13 protein-coding genes are annotated in these 16950 nt (G+C 41.8%); 8 read left to right on the top strand and 5 right to left on the bottom strand.

The window, feature by feature from the left end; all coding sequences use genetic code 11:
- A complete protein-coding gene (locus AB4160_RS09105; protein ID WP_102519053.1) occupies window positions 1-1503 on the bottom strand; it encodes a sigma-54 dependent transcriptional regulator in 1503 nt (500 codons plus the stop codon).
- Between the two features lie 19 nt (window positions 1504-1522).
- The gene (locus AB4160_RS09100) at window positions 1523-5038 is read right to left on the bottom strand and encodes a PAS domain S-box protein (RefSeq protein WP_372004282.1); all 3516 of its coding nucleotides are present in this window, start codon (window positions 5036-5038) and stop codon (window positions 1523-1525) included.
- A gap of 253 nt (window positions 5039-5291) precedes the next feature.
- On the opposite strand from AB4160_RS09100, the gene AB4160_RS09095 reads away from it, so the two are divergent.
- Window positions 5292-6476 carry a SpoIIE family protein phosphatase gene (locus AB4160_RS09095; protein WP_102439626.1) on the top strand — a complete coding sequence of 395 codons (1185 nt, stop codon included), beginning with the start codon at window positions 5292-5294 and terminating at the stop codon, window positions 6474-6476.
- Between the two features lie 143 nt (window positions 6477-6619).
- The gene (locus AB4160_RS09090; protein WP_102439627.1) at window positions 6620-7012 is read left to right on the top strand and encodes an ATP-binding protein; all 393 of its coding nucleotides are present in this window, start codon (window positions 6620-6622) and stop codon (window positions 7010-7012) included.
- 126 nt (window positions 7013-7138) lie between these two features.
- Here the strand turns inward: AB4160_RS09090 and AB4160_RS09085 are convergent, their stop codons facing one another.
- The gene (locus AB4160_RS09085) at window positions 7139-7477 is read right to left on the bottom strand and encodes a cytosolic protein (RefSeq protein ID WP_102439628.1); all 339 of its coding nucleotides are present in this window, start codon (window positions 7475-7477) and stop codon (window positions 7139-7141) included.
- Between the two features lie 537 nt (window positions 7478-8014).
- Between AB4160_RS09085 and AB4160_RS09080 the strand changes: the two genes are divergently transcribed.
- Genes AB4160_RS09080 through AB4160_RS09065 form a run of 4 tightly spaced genes read left to right on the top strand, consistent with a single transcriptional unit; the run spans window position 8015 to window position 12475 of the window.
- Complete coding sequence (locus AB4160_RS09080; RefSeq protein ID WP_076542877.1) at window positions 8015-8410, top strand: STAS domain-containing protein; 396 nt, start codon at window positions 8015-8017, stop codon at window positions 8408-8410.
- 39 nt (window positions 8411-8449) lie between these two features.
- The gene (locus AB4160_RS09075) at window positions 8450-9658 is read left to right on the top strand and encodes a polysaccharide biosynthesis/export family protein (protein WP_102439629.1); all 1209 of its coding nucleotides are present in this window, start codon (window positions 8450-8452) and stop codon (window positions 9656-9658) included.
- Window positions 9659-9668: 10 nt separating this feature from the next.
- On the top strand, window positions 9669-11240 hold the full coding sequence (locus AB4160_RS09070) for an exopolysaccharide biosynthesis protein (RefSeq protein WP_241904064.1): 1572 nt from the start codon (window positions 9669-9671) through the stop codon (window positions 11238-11240).
- The gene (locus tag AB4160_RS09065) at window positions 11195-12475 is read left to right on the top strand and encodes a capsular biosynthesis protein (protein WP_102519059.1); all 1281 of its coding nucleotides are present in this window, start codon (window positions 11195-11197) and stop codon (window positions 12473-12475) included. The genes AB4160_RS09070 and AB4160_RS09065 overlap by 46 nt, the downstream gene beginning before the upstream one ends.
- Before the next feature lie 65 nt (window positions 12476-12540).
- Here AB4160_RS09065 and AB4160_RS09060 read toward each other — a convergent pair whose 3' ends face one another.
- Both AB4160_RS09060 and AB4160_RS09055 read right to left on the bottom strand, forming a co-directional pair.
- Window positions 12541-13197, bottom strand: a complete 657-nt coding sequence (locus tag AB4160_RS09060) for an NAD(P)H-dependent oxidoreductase (protein WP_102439631.1) — start codon at window positions 13195-13197, stop codon at window positions 12541-12543.
- Window positions 13198-13668: 471 nt separating this feature from the next.
- The gene (locus tag AB4160_RS09055; protein WP_303446389.1) at window positions 13669-14058 is read right to left on the bottom strand and encodes a hypothetical protein; all 390 of its coding nucleotides are present in this window, start codon (window positions 14056-14058) and stop codon (window positions 13669-13671) included.
- A gap of 390 nt (window positions 14059-14448) precedes the next feature.
- Between AB4160_RS09055 and AB4160_RS09050 the strand changes: the two genes are divergently transcribed.
- Window positions 14449-15774, top strand: a complete 1326-nt coding sequence (locus AB4160_RS09050) for an oligosaccharide flippase family protein (protein ID WP_372004278.1) — start codon at window positions 14449-14451, stop codon at window positions 15772-15774.
- Between the two features lie 10 nt (window positions 15775-15784).
- Window positions 15785-16843: a glycosyltransferase family A protein gene (locus tag AB4160_RS09045; RefSeq protein ID WP_102439634.1), complete on the top strand. Its 1059-nt coding sequence runs from the start codon at window positions 15785-15787 to the stop codon at window positions 16841-16843.
- Window positions 16844-16950 lie beyond the last annotated feature (107 nt).

The raw sequence follows: 16950 nt of genomic DNA, 5'->3' as shown, positions 1-16950 counted from the left end.
CTACAAACCTTTATCTTCCCATTGCTGCTTTTTACGATAGATAGTCGAAGGGCTTACATCTAATAAACCCGCGGCTTTTGGAATATTACCGTCACATTGCTCAATAGCGGTTTCAATGGTCATTTTTTCGATTAACCACAATGGCTGTATATCATCATCAACGACCTGAGTTTGTTGATTAGGAGCTGTTTCTGTTGTTTTTTGTAGGGCCTGTTGAGCCGCATTTTCAAAGCCTGACTCGCTTGCATAATGCGCCTTTGCCTCTACTGGTGCGGCTGAGGTGTTTAAATCTGTCATCGACAATGACACTGCGGTGCTCATTTGCGCAGTCATTTGCGCAGTCATTTGCGCAGGTAACATGGCCAAAGACACTTCTTCGGCTGTGTTAAGCACTACAATTTGCCTGATCACATTCTGCAGTTGACGCACGTTACCTGGCCATGGGTAATTGACAAAGCAACGTTCAACTTCGGTAGAGAAACGTTTAAAAGATTTGCCCTCTTCTTTGCTGTATTGCTTCAACAGCTTTTTAGCAATAGACATCACGTCTTTGCCCCTTTGTCTTAAAGGCGGCAGTTCTATAGGGATAACATGTAAGCGATAATATAAATCTTCCCGAAAGCGTCCTTCTTGCACTTCTTTCCATGGGTCTCGGTTGGTGGCACTAATAAAACGCACATCAACTTTTTCTTCTTTAGTGCCGCCTACACGCTGAAATACCCCAGTTTGAATAAAGCGTAGCAATTTACTTTGCAACTCTAAATCCATTTCACACAGTTCATCAAGAAACAAAGTGCCACCATCAGCACGAGTTGCTGCGCCATCACGATTACTCACAGCGCCAGTAAACGCACCTTTGGTGTGACCAAAAATTTCGCTTTCAATTAAATCTTTCGGAATTGAGGCGCAGTTTAAAGCAATAAAAGCTTCTTGTGCTCGTGTTCCTGCTTGATGGATCGCTTGGGCGCAAACCTCTTTACCTGTGCCACTTTCGCCCATCACAAACACTGACGCTTTACTGTTGGCCACGCAATCAATGGTGTTATATACGGTTTGCATGGCTAAGGAGTCACCAATAAAGCCATGAAAATTGGTTTTTGGGAGGCTATTTTCATAATTGGTCACAAGTGCCAATAAGTCTTTTTGCTTCAGAGCATTACGCACAGTAATCGCCAACCTTTTACTATCAAAAGGCTTAACTAGAAAATCAAACGCACCGGCGCGCATGGCATCTACGGCTAAATCAATGGTGCCATAAGCAGTGATCATAATGACGGTGATCTGCGGGTAGTCTTGCTGCACTTTGGTCAAAATATCCATTCCCGACATATCCGGCAATTTAATATCTAACACTAATAAGTCTGGTTGTTTACGGGCAAGTTCTTTTAATGCATCTTCACCAAAATTAACCAAGGTGACTTCGGCGCCTTCGGCACAAAGGTATTCGCTGTACAATGCGCCTAATGACATACTATCTTCTACAAGAACGGCACTAAATCCCATGGGTAACTTCCTTATTTAATTATTTATGACCGATATCAAATCGTTGCTCAATTAACGTCAAGCTTTGCTCAGCAACCACAAATATCTGCTCAAATAATGCGGCTAAAGGTTCATCTTCGGTTCTGGCTGCAGCCTCAAGTAAAATGGCTACTTCAGATAACTTTTGCGCCCCAAAACTGCCTGCACTACTTTTAATGGTATGAACTTGATCTTCAATCTCTGCTCGGCTTCCATTGGCAGTGATGGTTTTTAAAATATCGATACGCATCTTAGTTTCATTATGAAATACCTTCATCATTTTAACTAAGCTTGCTTCACCTACCGCTTTTAGTAACTCATCAAACACCTGCTGATCCAACAACACATCATCAGCTATTGTTTCATTTATGGTTTCAGTTATAGATTCATGTGTGGTTTCAGCTATTAAGCCATTTGAGGTGTCAGCTAATAGGATTTCATTTACCTCAGCTGTTGGCTTAATGTGAGTTTCTTTCTCTGCAGCAATATCACTAACCTCGTCACTAACCTCATGAGTTATTTCCATCGCGTCATTAGCATTGCCCTTCACCTGAGTTAACCAGTAATTTATCCCAGAGATCAAATCCTGCTTTTTAACCGGCTTACCAATAAACCCAAGCATGCCGGCGTCTTTACATGCTGCAACCTCTTCACTGAATACGTTGGCTGACATGGCCAAGATAATTTGATCAGGCTTACTGGCTAAAATTTTACGGCACGCTTCAAGGCCATCCATTTCAGGCATACGAATATCCATCAAAATTAAATCAAACTCTTGCTTTAACCCTATCTCTACCGCTTCTACACCGTTATTAGCATAGGTCATGACTGCGCCGCTATTGGTCAATATCGTACCTGCGACCATTTGGTTTACTGGGCTATCTTCTGCGAGTAATAATTTACAGCCATCAGGCAGGGTTAATTTACTTTCAATGATCTGCTTATCACTCTTTTCTACATTACTGGCATTACTGATTAAGCTTAGTAATATCTCTCGGCTTAACGGCTTGCTGACAGACTCGACTATGCCTAAGTCAGTACTGCGCGCCTGCACTTGTGTATTCACCCCAGATAACAAAGCCGTGATATAGCCTGTCTTAGTCAAATAGCGATTTGATAAGCCCTCTACGCTTTGATGTTCACAGTCTAAAATACAGCTTTCATCGAGCATGATGACATCAAATTGGCCGTTGTTGCTTGATTGACTATCAAGCTCGCTGAGCTGATGCGCAAAGCATGTCTCGACGCCATATTGGCGGTATTGCTTTTCAATTAACTCACAAAGGGTCATATCGGGGTGAATCACTAACACCCGAGGCGCTGTTGATAAAGCAATATCAACAGTTGTTATTTCAGCAGGTTCATCAAGTACCACAGTTAATGTAAACTCACTTCCTTGGCCTAGTTGGCTTTGAACGCTGAGGTTGCCCCCCATCATTTTAGCCAGTTCAGAACATATGGCTAAGCCTAAGCCTGTACCTGCATAACTGGTGGTATGCGTGTCATGAACCTGAGAAAACTCTCTAAATAACTTCTGTTGTGATATTTCACTGATCCCAATGCCTTGATCTTTTACCTTACAGCTCAGTTGCACCTTGCCGTTATCGCGGTTGATAATCTCAATCTCAACAGCAATACACCCATCGGTTGAAAACTTAATCGCATTATCCACCAGGTTTTGCAGCACTTGCCTAATACGCTGCGCATCTCCGATTAAAATTTGCGGTACATCTCGGTCAATAACACTGCCAAGATGCACTCCTTTATCATGGGCTTTATGGGACAAAATCTGTAACACTTGCGCGACTAACTTATCAGGTTGAAACTCTTTAGCTTCCAGTTGCATTTGCCCAGCTTCAATCTTCGAGAAGTCCAAAATATCATTAATGGTACTTAACAAGACTGAGCCCGCTTCTTTAGCCGCGCGAGCATACATGCGCTGGCCCTTTTCAAGTTGAGAGTCTAAAAGCAAATCAACACTGCCAAGTACGGCATTCAGTGGTGAGCGAATTTCATGGCTCATAGTGGCTAAAAATCGTGACTTAGCTTCACTGCCCGCCTCTGCTTGCTCTTTGGCTAATCTTAATTCTTCTTCTCTGGATTTTTGCTCTGAAATATTGCGTAAAAAAGCGGTGAAGAACATTTCATCACCTAATTGAATGGGGATCACCCGCAATTCAACCGGAAACTCCTCGCCAGCTTTATTATGGGCAGGAACTTCGATGCGATTATTCAGCACAGGCCCTTCACCAGTGCGGCGGTGATGCTCCATGCCATTTTTATGGGCACTATGGAAACCTGCGGGAATAATTAAATCTTCCAGCCTTTCACCTAATGCCTCTTCGCGCTCATAGCCAAACAGTTTGACCGCCGCAGCATTAAACTCAACCACTCTGCCGCTAATATCAATAGAGATTAACGCATCATGGGTGGCTTCAATGGTTGCCACCAAAATAGATTGAGTTCTGGCAGCGGTTTGTTGCTCTTTTTTAAGTTCGGTTAAATCTTTGATAAAGCCTAAAAATAGAATCTCACCATCAATTTGCATTTTTGAAATGGTTAGCTCGATAGGAAATAAGCTGCCATCTTTATGCTGCGCTTTTAACTCACGACTGTTACCAATAATTTTTGCATCACCCGTTGTAAGATAATGCTTGATATAGCCATCATGCATAAAGCGATCTGCCATCGGCATTAAAATAGACACATTTTCATCAATAAGCTGTGCTTTTTCATAGCCAAATAACTTACTGACGGCATTATTCACTTCATTAATCACGCCGTTAACATCAATAATGACAAAGCCATCAGCCGCTGAATCTAATATGGTATTTAAGCGAACATTGGCACCTTGTAAATCACTGCGTTTTTCATCCAAGTTTTTAAGCATGGCATTAAAGGCGTTAGTCGTATCGGTGATATCTTGGGTGCCGGGCTCAACCACTTGCACCCCTGATTCCCCTTCAAGCACCCGCTTTGAGGCATGCTGAATATTAAAAATATGTCTGATGAGCTTAAGGCCCTGATACCAAGATAAAAATGAAATCAAAATGATCACTAAAATCATTAATGCGCTATATTTCAACGCCACTGCTTCAACGCTATTATCAAATTCATCGGTATTAACAAGTACGCTTATTTGAATGCCAGTGCCATTATTAGATACTGCCACCACCTCAACCGTATGCTCTTTTGGGGTCACAGCTTTAATGATCTCAAACATGCCTTGGCCATTACGCTGAGCCGAATACAATAGCTTATCTGCTTTGGATACTTCGATTGAATCAATATGGCTAATGTGGTGGGCTTCTAAAGATTGTTTAAGCAGTAAGATGGACTCGCGGGCCTTATCAGGGTTAATACTATTAGCCACCAGCTGCGCTGCAAGTTGAGCTTGCTGCCTTGCTTCTTGCTGATTGGTCTCTTTGATAACAGCTAAACTATTAACAATTAGCATCAGTAATAGTACGACTTGCATTAATCCAATGGCAATTATCGCTTTTAATCTAAATGACAAATTCCTTCTCCTGATGCATTTTGCAAACAGCGCTGTTTAACCCTGTCAAAAATCTATTCCAAAGCAAATGTTTACTACATTATTACTCACTATGAATTACCTGTTCGCATTTTGCAAAAAATTATTCCCAATCTGAAAATGCAAATAGTAAATCTTACTAGAAAGCTGTTTAACCACCTGATTTTATTATTCAAAAATTATGGAACAGCTTTTGCTTTAATAAGTTATTAAACAAACTTAATAGAGAATCGCCATGCAAAATGCTAATGCGTCAACGTCGACTATCTCCATCCTGTTAGTGGAAGACACATTCAGTGAACGCTATTACATTGCCAGTTTAATTCAAAGTTTTCAGCCGGAAAATGTACAGTTTGAGATGGTGCAATGTGAAGATGGCTTAACGGCACTGGAGAAGTGCCGTACCCAGCAGTTTGACTTAATTGTCAGCGACTGGCGCATGCCTAGGATGAACGGTGTTGAGCTGTGTAAAAGACTAAAGACCAAAACAGATCCCGGTTACTTCTTGCTTTTAACCGGTAACGATCAAACTCAAGACATGATTTATGCTATGGACTCAGGTGCTGATGATTACATTACCAAACCTTTTTTGGCCTCAGTATTAAAAGTCAAAATTCAAGCTGCAGTAAGGCTCATTCAAGCAAAAAAGTCGGTACTTGAAAGTAAGCAACAGCTGCAAAGTTTACTTTCTCAAAAACAGTCTGAACTGACCCAAGCTGCGATTTTGCAGCAATCCTTACTGCCAAAAAATAATTTAGCCTTCAATAATTGGACTATCCGACATTATTTTGAACCCGCAGAGGAACTTGCAGGCGATATTTTGCAATGCTTTGAAATTGATGAACAGTGGATAGGCTTCTATGTTATCGATGTATCGGGTCACGGTGCCAGTGCTGCTATGCTCAGTTTTACCCTCGCCCAAGGCTTATCACCCCAAAGGATGAACTGGCAGCAATCGCCAGAAAAGGTCATGAATGCCTTAAACAATCTCTTTGATGATCCTGGTAATTTGGGCCAGTTTGCCACTGTAATGATAGGTAAAATCAATATAAACACCCATGAATTACAACTGTGTAATGCAGGTCACCCATTACCATTAATCATTTCTAAACTCGATGTGCAAAGCATCGATGTGCCCACAGGTATGCCAATTGGTATTGATAAACACTGCCAATACCAAAGTGGTCAATACCAACTTTACCCGGGTGAGCAACTACTGCTGTTTTCAGATGGCGTGTATGAAGTTAATCATCCAAAGTTTGGCATGTTTGGCTTAGAGCGCTTAAAACAGCGCTGCTTATCAGCTAAAGCCATGCCAGCGGCGAATTTATTGAGTCACTTAAGTTACTTACTCAACCTTTGGCAGCAGTCGCAACCCCAAGATGATATGTCACTGCTACTATTTACCGCACCCGATTAAAAAGTTATAGCAATCATTGTGATGATAACTGTATGCCAATTATTGCTGATTATAGAGTTAGATTTAGAACGAAGATAAGCACTTAAATTAACAGCTTATATTTTTGAATTAACCCACAGTGACCCACAGCTTAAGGAGTTAATATGAATAACACTCAATTGAACATAAGCATCAATTCAATGACAGCAGATCAAGTTTATGACGAACTAGAACAGTTTTTGATCAGCAATAAGGTTGAGCCATTACAACGCTTCAAACTCATCAGTTGTGCACTCGAAGCCACCAATAATGTGCAACAGCACAGCGCTGATGACGCTGAAGATATTAAGCTGTTATTACAGAAAAACGATAACAAGTTGATTATTGATATATTAGATAACTCAAACTTTACCCCACTAGCCCCCCCTAGCACTTGTCCTAACAAACACAAAGCCAACGGCCGCGGCTTATGGATAATGCATCAATGGATGGATCAGGTGCAGCAACAGGCAACGGTATTAGGCACTCACTTGAGATTAAGTATAAACTTGGGCTAATGCTTTGGGCGGAATGTAAACCAATAGCGACACACCCTTGATAAGCATTAGCGATAACAACATAGTTAATCCAGCTTTGCATGGCTAAGGATGCCAATTCGCCGATTTCAACTTACTGAATAATGTTCAGTCCATTCGGGTAATAAAGGTTTGCTCGTCATCCACAAAAGCCACAAAGCCGCCGTGATAGATAAATACCCGACCACGCCCCTCAACTATGCAGGCAAGTTGTGGGTTCAAATCTTCTTCGTTATCCTGACGTTGAAAAGTGCCAGTATCTGTGATTACGCCGCTGAGTGCAGGCAAATATCCATAAGTGCGCTTGGCTTGATCAATCAGGTTCAATTCGCTGGCGGTTGAGAAGCAAAAGGGGATCGCACCAGCTTCTTCAATAAATAAAGTTTTAAGTTCTTCAAAAGCTGTAATCACCAGCCAGTCGATGCCGTTAACATGATGGATAAACATAGATTTTCTCGGTTATTCTAATGCGGATATTTTATCACTACTAGGAAAGAACCTAGTAGATATTTAGTTGCTAAAGTTATGTCCAGACATTCATAAACCAACTTGAAATACGTCTTTGCCCAAATACAAGTTAGCAAACACTCTATATCAAACAATCCATATCAAACCAAAGCCGTTTTATCGAAAATTCATATTATCTGTACTTAGGCTGCCCCTTCCCTGCAATATAAACTAAATCAATACTGCGAATTGCAAATACTAGGTCGTGAAGTTGTAATCAGTGCTTTTGCATTCTGCAACGACATAGTTTTAAACCGCAATTAAAGCTTAGCAATAAGCAACACACAGCCAGACGACAGCAAAACAAAACCTCAAACCACTGATTAATAACAACTAAATAATTGGCACGCATCCTGCTAACTATAGATTAAGCAGAGGATAAATGATTAATCCACCCATTCAATTTTAGACGTCATTTATCTCATCACGATTTAGTTAATCAAAGTTAGCGCATCAATAGATGTTTAGGAGCAGGTTATGAAATTTGAAATCAAAGTAGCCCAACATGCAAGTGTAGTAACATTACCTATCAGAATGTTTATGGCTCATACCCCAACTTACCGAGCGGCACTGGTTGATTATATTGATAGAGGCCATACCCGCTTAGTTATCGACATGCAGCATTTAGAGTACATCGATTCAAGTGGCTTATCTGTGCTTATCTCCGCCCGTAATCAAGCGCTTAATTATCAAGGCAACATCGTATTACTGTCACCTAGTCCTGCGGTACGTTCATTAATTGAATTAACGCGCCTACACCATATTTTTGAGATTTTTGAAACTGAGGCGTTAGCGTTAGATTTTTTGCGTCATAGCAGCATTGTTGAACCCTCTGACTTTGATGAACAAATCATCTCAGAGTTAGCAAGCTAAGCAGGAACCACTAAATCACGGACGTAAAGGGGAACAGAAATGAACATATTCAAATCACTACTTTCTATCGCTATTATCGCAGGCTTAACCGCTTGCGTGACCCCTATGCAACCAGCTGAGCAAGATGTTTGTGATTTAGAGCAGCAACTCACTAGCTGCCATTACTTTGGCCAAAAAACGCCTTATAACAGAAAGGTCAGCGCTGTGACCTCAAACCATACGACTTTCCCTACTGCGCCAATTTTCGGTAATAAGTCGATGGTGGTTGATACCCAGCAAGCGTTGTCATTATCTGTAGGGGATAAAATTTCGGTAAAAATACTCAATGGTGATGAATTTAGTAAAGATGTGGAAGTAGATGCCGACGGCAATATCTATCTGCCTTATTTACCGCCAATTTCAGTTACAGGACTGACTCTTAATCAATTAAACAATCAAATCAGAAACATATTAATCGATGAAAATCTGATGTTGGCCCATGCGGTGCGTATCAGTATATTACCTATTAGCTGGGCACCTATTGAAATCACCACCTCTGGCGCAGTATTTGAGCCAGGTCAGCACATGATCAACAAAAAACTCCCCATTGAACTTAAAGATGATGGCAGTAACTTTGCTGGTGACCAAGCCATTCAGCGTAATGTAGCCGCCGCGGTGAAGTCTTCTGGTGGGGTGCGCCCAGATGCTGATATTTCAGCAATTAAGGTCATCCGTAATGGTCAGGTTTTCAATATGGATTTACGTGGTATGCTAACGGGAGAGAAAGTACCAAACATGACTTTAATGGCTGGCGATCATGTACATGTTCCTTCGACGCATTCATTTAATGATCAATTAGCCAGACCTTCTCAGTTGACAACACCAGGGATCAGGGTATTTATGTCAAACTTAACGCAACCTGCAAGTTCAAATAGTCAGTCAGCAGTAGACCGTGAAGCAACACGCTTTCCTTACGGCACCCGCTTGCTAAATGGCGCCATTGCGGCCAACTGTGTCGGTGGTGCCCAAACCACCAATGCCAGTCGTTACGTTATCCTAGTGACTAAAAATCCATTATCTAATCAAATAGATATTGTCGAACGCTCAATTGATGGCTTAATTCAAACGGCCTGGAATAATGAATCAAACCCAGTATTACTCCCCGGTGATGGACTTGCCTGTTATGACTCTCGCGTAACTAATATCCGTGAAATAGCCAGAACAGTAACTGAATTGGTCGTGCCAACAACCCTTATCGGATGGTTGTAAGGAGACAATAATGAGCCAAGGAAACTGCAAAAGCGGCAAAGGCGAACAGAGCCAGAAACAAGCAGACTCTGGGGCAGGGGCGCACACAAGCTCCAGTGCTGATACTGACGTTAAGCTTGAAAATGAAACCCAAAGCGCACAAAACACTGACATCGAAACAGAGCAAGATTACGCCAGCTTTTCAGAACTTGCCTATTTATATTGGATTAAACGCGCCACATTAGAAGGCAGCCACTTAACCCCTAAAGCCCGTAAACGCCTGTACATCAAAACAGCCTTGATATCACTGCTCATTGTCTGGCTGTTGGTGGCTGTTTTTATCGCGCTAACCCCCACCAAATACGAAAGTAAATGGGTGGTCATATTACCTGGGGTCGCAGCGGGGTCTTCCCTAAGCCTTGACAGCCTTGGTCAAGCAAGTAGCTCCAATAGCTCGCCTTATATGAGCTCGGCCATTGATCCAAGAGAGAATTTTAAAGCGATTTCCATGAGCAGCTTGCTGATGCAAACCGCTGCGTTTTATTTAAAAGTGCCTAGCAATGAAATACCAAAACCCAAACTTAAACTCCCCAGTCAAACGGGCTTAATGGAGTTTAGTATTAATGGCGCATCGCCAGAGCAAGCTCAAAAACGTGGCTGGGCTATGTATCGTTCTTTACAAGACATTCTTGATGATCTGCGTTTTGATGAAAATAGCCTGCGCGAGCGAGGTATTCAACGTAGCCTGAAAAGCTATAACGCCCGAGTAAAGCAAACTCAAAAGCAATTACTGGATTTTCAATCTGAGCGAGGCCTAATAACCCTTGATCAGTTTAAAGAGTTAGCCATCACCATTGAGCGCTTACGCCATAGTAAAGTGACCCTTTCAGCGTCACTGCAAGGTTTAAATGCCAGCTATGAACTCTATGAAAAACACCTTGGCATTAATGACTCACAAGCTGCGATTTTACTCAAACTCAACAATGATAAGCTGTTTCAGCAGTTACTTGAAAAACACAACACCGCCAATACCACTTACATTGAAAATGCTGGGCGCTTGGGTCGTCGTCACCCGACATTAGTCACCCTAAAAGCAGAGTTAGACAGTATTTTCGATAGTATGAAGCAGCGCTTTAATACCATTATTGGATTTCAAGATGAGAAAATTTTAATGATGCTAACGGTGGATGATGTTGATGGCCGCGCAGTGATGATGCAAGAGTTCATTACCATAGCCTCAAAACGACAAGCGACGCAATCAGAAGTAGATTCACTGATCGCGCAAATTGATCAGTGGGAGCTACGCTTGCAGCACAGTAACGATGATGCCGCCAAGCTTGCAGATTTACAACGTGAACACCAGTTAGCCACTACGGTATTAACCTCTGCGATGGCAAAATTGGATGTGGGTAAATCAGATATCTACTCGGCTTACCCCATGTTGCAATTATTTTCGCCGCCGAGTTTAGCTCATTCTCCCAATAAATTAGCCAGCATACTAATTATCTTTGGTGGGTTAAGCGCTTCTTTCATGTTACTGCTAGGGTTGAGCATTTTATGGATCCGCAAACCATTGTTGCGCAAAATGTTGACGAAAAAATAATATACAACAGCATTGTTTATAGTTATTTATTTTGGCTGTTTGGTGCTTTATATGTCATTGCACCTGTGATTGCATGGGTGCTATTTGCACGCTTACTTTATAAAAAAATTTCAGGTCAGCAAACATATAGAATTAGCATCAGCCATTATGTATGGGTGTTTGGCATGTTGTTCATGCTTATTGCCTTAGTGGTCGGCCACCTCGATTTTGGCTTAGGTATTGGCAAATTAATTAAATCATCTATTGGCTGGGCAAAAGGCTGGGCCTTACTGGCAATATTTCCGCTTATTGGCTGCTTATCTATTCGGCCTGAAATTATTTATCGCGCCTGCTGCAGAGTCTGCAAACATACTATTTTGCTGTTCCCGCTGTTTTTAATTGCTTGGAAAGTTGGCTTGCCCAGCACCTTATATGTGTCGCCACTGAGCATTATTGGTGGCCCAGGGCCTGAGTTTTTCAGCGTCAGTTTATATGAAATCGACCCTGGCAGCGGCGTTCCCCGCTGGCGTCTGTTTACCCCATGGGCACCGGCATTAGGCATGCTAGGTAACTTATATTTTATTTTTGCCGTACAAGAAAAGGATTCACGTTGGAAAAAGTGGGGCATTGCAGGCAGCTTACTGATGGTATTAATGTCGCAATCCCGTCTTGGCTTGGTGTGTTATTTCGCCTTAATCGGCTTTTTCACCCTATTTAAACTTGTGCGCTCACCTTTACTGTACTTTTTACTTAGCCCGTTAATGTTACTTATTGGGGTTGTCGGTGAAGCCACTATCAACAAAATACAAATCAGTATTGCCGCCATAAAAGCTGCCCGCGCCGATTCAACTCGCGTTCGTCAAGCTTTGGCTGATATTGCCGTTGAAAGGTGGATGAATGAAGCGGTGATCTTTGGCCATGGTATCGTTGAGCGAGGGCCGCACATGGTGGAATACATGCCCATAGGCTCGCATCATACTTGGTATGGATTATTGTTTGTTAAAGGCGTTGTCGGCGCTGTAGCGTTAGCAATTCCGATGTTAGTCACCTTCTTGATATTATTGATCCGATTATTTAGTCAGCCTATGGCCAGAGTCGGCATGGCAATTTTACTGATGTTAAGTTTATATACCTTCGGCGAGAATTTAGAAATTCTAGCCTATTTATTTTGGCCGGGATTAATTGTATTAGGTATGACGCTGCGAGCTGAAGAGCCAGAAGCCGTACTCAAAAAAGCCGCTGCCTTGAAGGACTAATCATTGTGTTTTGTTACCTAAGTGGTAACAAAACACTGTCATCACAGCGGCTATGGCTTACGCCATTAAATAATTTTTATCACTTGATCAAATGCAAGACGCGACTTAGGTAAGCTGGCATTGTAATCTTCATCACTATGATGGTAACCGATAGCTAAACCAACATAGCATTCATAACCATCTAATTCTTCGGCAAAAATATCACCGATAAGTTTACTATCAACCCCTTCCATTGTGGTCGAGTCGATACCTAAACGGGCTAAAGTATGCAAGGTGTTACCCAGTGCAAGATAAGCTTGAGAGCGTGTCCACGCCTCGTTATTGCCCTGTGCATCGGTATTTAATTCAGCAAAAGAGTAACCACCAAAAGCTTGCTCGCGATTTTCAGGTTTTGTGCGACCATCTTCAATGCCCTTATCAACCACTTTGGCATAATCGTCACGGGTATAGTGAGGGTTATGGGCAAATAAAATAATATGAGAACAGGCTTTAGCATGGGGCTGATTGAACTGATATTTATTGGCGAAAGTGTCGTGCATTCTTTGTTTTGCTGCATCACTTTCAAGCACAATAAACTTCCAAGGCTGTGAATTAATTGAAGATGCTGAAAGTCGCATCGCCTCACAGATCACCGCTAAATCTTCTTTTGAAACACGCTTTGAAGGATCATAACGCTTTGCTGTATAGCGATTGTTTAAGTCTTCAATAATTGGATGTGTCATATTTACTGTCTCCACTTTCATTAATATTCCCGGCTTTCATCCACGGGAAATGCAACTGCCGAATGCCATAAGTTATAAAGTATTCAATAAAATCATTACTTTGCTTAGCTAAGCTAAATAAACTCAAAACAAATGCTTATTTAATAAGTTACTTTTAACTTTTTATGTAAAAAACTATTATTAATTAAGCACTTTATATGGTTATAAGCTTATTTAACCCCGCCATAGCAAACAGAATTAAAATAACTTCCTAACGACATAAGAACGTTGATAATAGTCGCTAGGTCCCTATGCTTAAAGGGGCTAATAGTTGTTACATTATCAACAATTTTTTGGTAATAGATGATTAAACCCCATAGCATGCACAGCTATCACCCCTCTTTAAGCGCTAACCGCTAAAGTGACGCAGAAGTCAGCCCTTGATAAGAGCTGATAAAAATGGATAACACTCACATAGATAATGGCAGCTGGTTACTGAGATAACTTCTGCTGCACATACGCGCACCAAGCCTTAGAGTGTCGATTTGGCACATCAGTGTCGCCCCTTACACCTAACTTAAATTCAATCACCGACTGCCATTCATCTGAGCCTAAGTCAGGCCCATGACCTTGACCATCGCCTGAAATCAGTTGTTGATCTACTTGCTTAAACCAAGCTTGAGTACACAAGCTACTTTCAACTGCTGCAGTTGATTGCGCACTTGATTGCGCAGTTGATTGCGCACTTGATTGCATAGTCGATTGCTCAGTTTGCTGCTTTGGCACATCTTGGCTACAGCCTGATAAAGTTAATCCAGCTAACAAGGTTAAGCTCGCTGGCAGCAAACCCATGCTCATCAATAAAGAGGTCGATTTGTTCATTTGTCCATCCTGTTAGTTTTGCCTTTCACTCACTTGCCAATACACGCTGGCACCACTATTAGCTAGAGTGAATAGCTAAAGTAAATAGCTAAAGTGAATAGCTAAAGTGAATAGCTAAATCAATCCTAAACGGGTTAACGCCATACATCAAAGCAAACCAATGAAAAGCGCTTTGATGCTCTCAGTTAAAGTATTGCAAACTGCAACGGCCCTATCTCAATTTGCTAAAACACCTCAGCAGCACTTACCCCGCAAAATCATAAAACCCAATTAAAACATACATATAAAAGTTGGCACGATAAGTGTAACTCCCCTTGTATGCAGTCAGCTAGTCCTAATTTGAATTTGCAAACAAGATCAAATTAGCTAACAAGATCAAGGGTTCAAATAATGCAAACAACCACTAACTCACTAGGTCCTAAAACGACCGTCAATCAAATGCTGAATCAAGGCATTCGTACATTGGGTAAAAACCTAATGTGGTTGGCGAGTGCTCAGTTTAGTGGCCGCATTGTGAGATTAGCAGCTAGCGTGATAACCGCGAGATTACTGACACCAGAAATCTTCGGTCAAGTGGCCATTACCTTAACCCTATTTGAATTAATTTGTACTCCAACTCGCCGCATTACTTCAGCAGCACTTATTCGCATGAATGATACCGAGTTTAAAGACAACTTAGCCAGCGCCAATGTGATTAACTTCGGCGCCTGCCTTATTGCCTTTGCACTAATGAGTTTAATCAGCTTACCACTGGCTTATTACTACCAAGACAGCCAACTTGTTCTGCCTATCTTGTTTGTTGCCAGTAGTTATTTATTACTGCCATTTGGCATGTTGTACGCCACGGTGAACTTACGTAACAACAATATGCGTAAAGTGGCTAGCGCCAACCTTTGGCAAACCGTGGGCGATGGCATCTTAACTGCAATACTTGCACTGAGCGGCTTTGGCTTGTGGGCCATTATTATCCCTAAAGTGGTGATGGTATTGGTCTGGATTTACCTGCATAAAAATGGCAATCCGTTACCGACTTTTACCCAAAAAGCATCCGTTAAAAATGTTAAATCAATCCTTAGCTTTAGCATTCCGGTGAGCTCAAGCGATTTGATTAACACCCTAAGACAAAGCATTGATTATATGGTCATTGGTTACTTCATGGGGGTTGAGGCACTGGGGGTTTACTTCTTTGCTTACAACGTCAGCTTGGGGATCAGTTTAGGGCTAGTTCAAAGCTTTGGTACCGCGTTTTACTCGCACCTTTGTAGCGACGATAAAATCGCGAGCAATGTAGCAAATAGCCAACAAGTTGCTAAGCAGAAGTTTCGTCACAGTGTGATGGCCATTAGCGCGATTACCGCCCCTATCATCATCTTACAAACAACACTTGCGCCCCTTTACGTGCCATTTGTATACGGTGAGCAATGGTTAACAACCGATGCCATTTCAGTGTTCATCTTCTTATGTTTAAGCGGCCTTGTTCGCCCAATGGCAGAAGCCGCCAGTCAGTTATTACTTGCCCACGGCCATAGCCGTTTAAATTTCAAACTCAATTTAGCTATCACCGCTTTGTTAACCCTGGTGATCAGTGTTGCAAGTCAGTTCAGCTTAAGCACAGTCGCACTGAGTGTGATGGTGACTTACTTAATTATTATGCCTTGGCTTTGCTGGTACAGCAGCCGTATCTCATTTAATCAACCAACTGTTACAAACAGTTAAGGAAAACATTATGTCTCCTAGAATCTCAGTAGTAATGCCAGTTTATAACGTTGAACAGTTTGTTAAATCGGCTATTGAATCAGTATTAAAGCAAACCTATGACAACTTCGAGCTATTGATTGTTGATGATCGCGGTGATGATAATAGCATGCAAATATGTAAACAATTTATCGGCGATCCAAGAGTACATATCATCCGTCATCAAACCAACAAAGGTTTAGCAGCGGCAAGAAATACCGGCATCCGTCATTCATTAGGTGAGTTTGTGGCCTTTATTGATTCTGATGATTTATGGCACCCTGAAAAACTACAGCGCCATGTGGTGCATTTAGATAAGAACCCCAACGTTGGATTAAGTTTTTCACGCTCAAGCTTTATTGATTATCAAGGTAAGTTTATCGATTTTTATCAAATGCCAAAACTTTTTGACATTGATGCTGCCCATTTATTATGCCGTAACCCTGTAGGAAATGGCTCAGCGCCGGTTATTCGCCGCAGCACCTTAAACGACATACGCTTTCAGCCAGCAAGCAGTAAAAATCGCCACAGCTGCTACTTTGATGAGAACTTCCGCCAATCAGAAGATATTGAATGTTGGTTACGTATTGCTGCAACCACCTCTTGGGAAATTGAAGGGCTACCAGAGCCATTAACTTACTACCGCCTTAATCATGGTGGCTTATCAGCAAACCTTGAGAAGCAATATGCCTCATGGGAGAAAATGATTGAAAAAGCCCGTGGTTTTGCTCCTAAATTATTAAAGCAACATGAAGAGTCTGCTCGCGGGTTCCAATTACGGTACTTATCAAGACAAGCTATTCGCATTGGTGATGGCAGCGCTGCTGTAAAGCTGTTTAACCGCGCGATGAAAGCATCACCTAGCATTATAAGAAGTGAAACCTTTAAAACCGTCACCACCATGATTGCCGCATATGCGCAGTGGATAATACCTGCTTGGGGTTATATCGCTATCGAAGCTGTTGGGCAAAAATTTATCGGCATTTTACAAAAACTACGTATTTCACGTGACGGCGTTTCAAGTGAATTTATGCAACAAAGTAAATTGTAACCCGCAGCTCTTATCTCATCTTCCCTGTTCTGGCTTTGCAGTGCGATTCGCATTCTGCAAAGTCAGCTTTTTATTGCAAGCCCCTTGCTAAAAAACCACCGAAAAAA

The organism is Shewanella sp. 10N.286.51.B8, assembly GCF_041469325.1.
Lineage (GTDB): Bacteria > Pseudomonadota > Gammaproteobacteria > Enterobacterales > Shewanellaceae > Shewanella.
The sequence above is the reverse complement of the archived record's forward strand: the minus strand, read 5'-3'. Positions and strand labels throughout refer to the sequence as shown.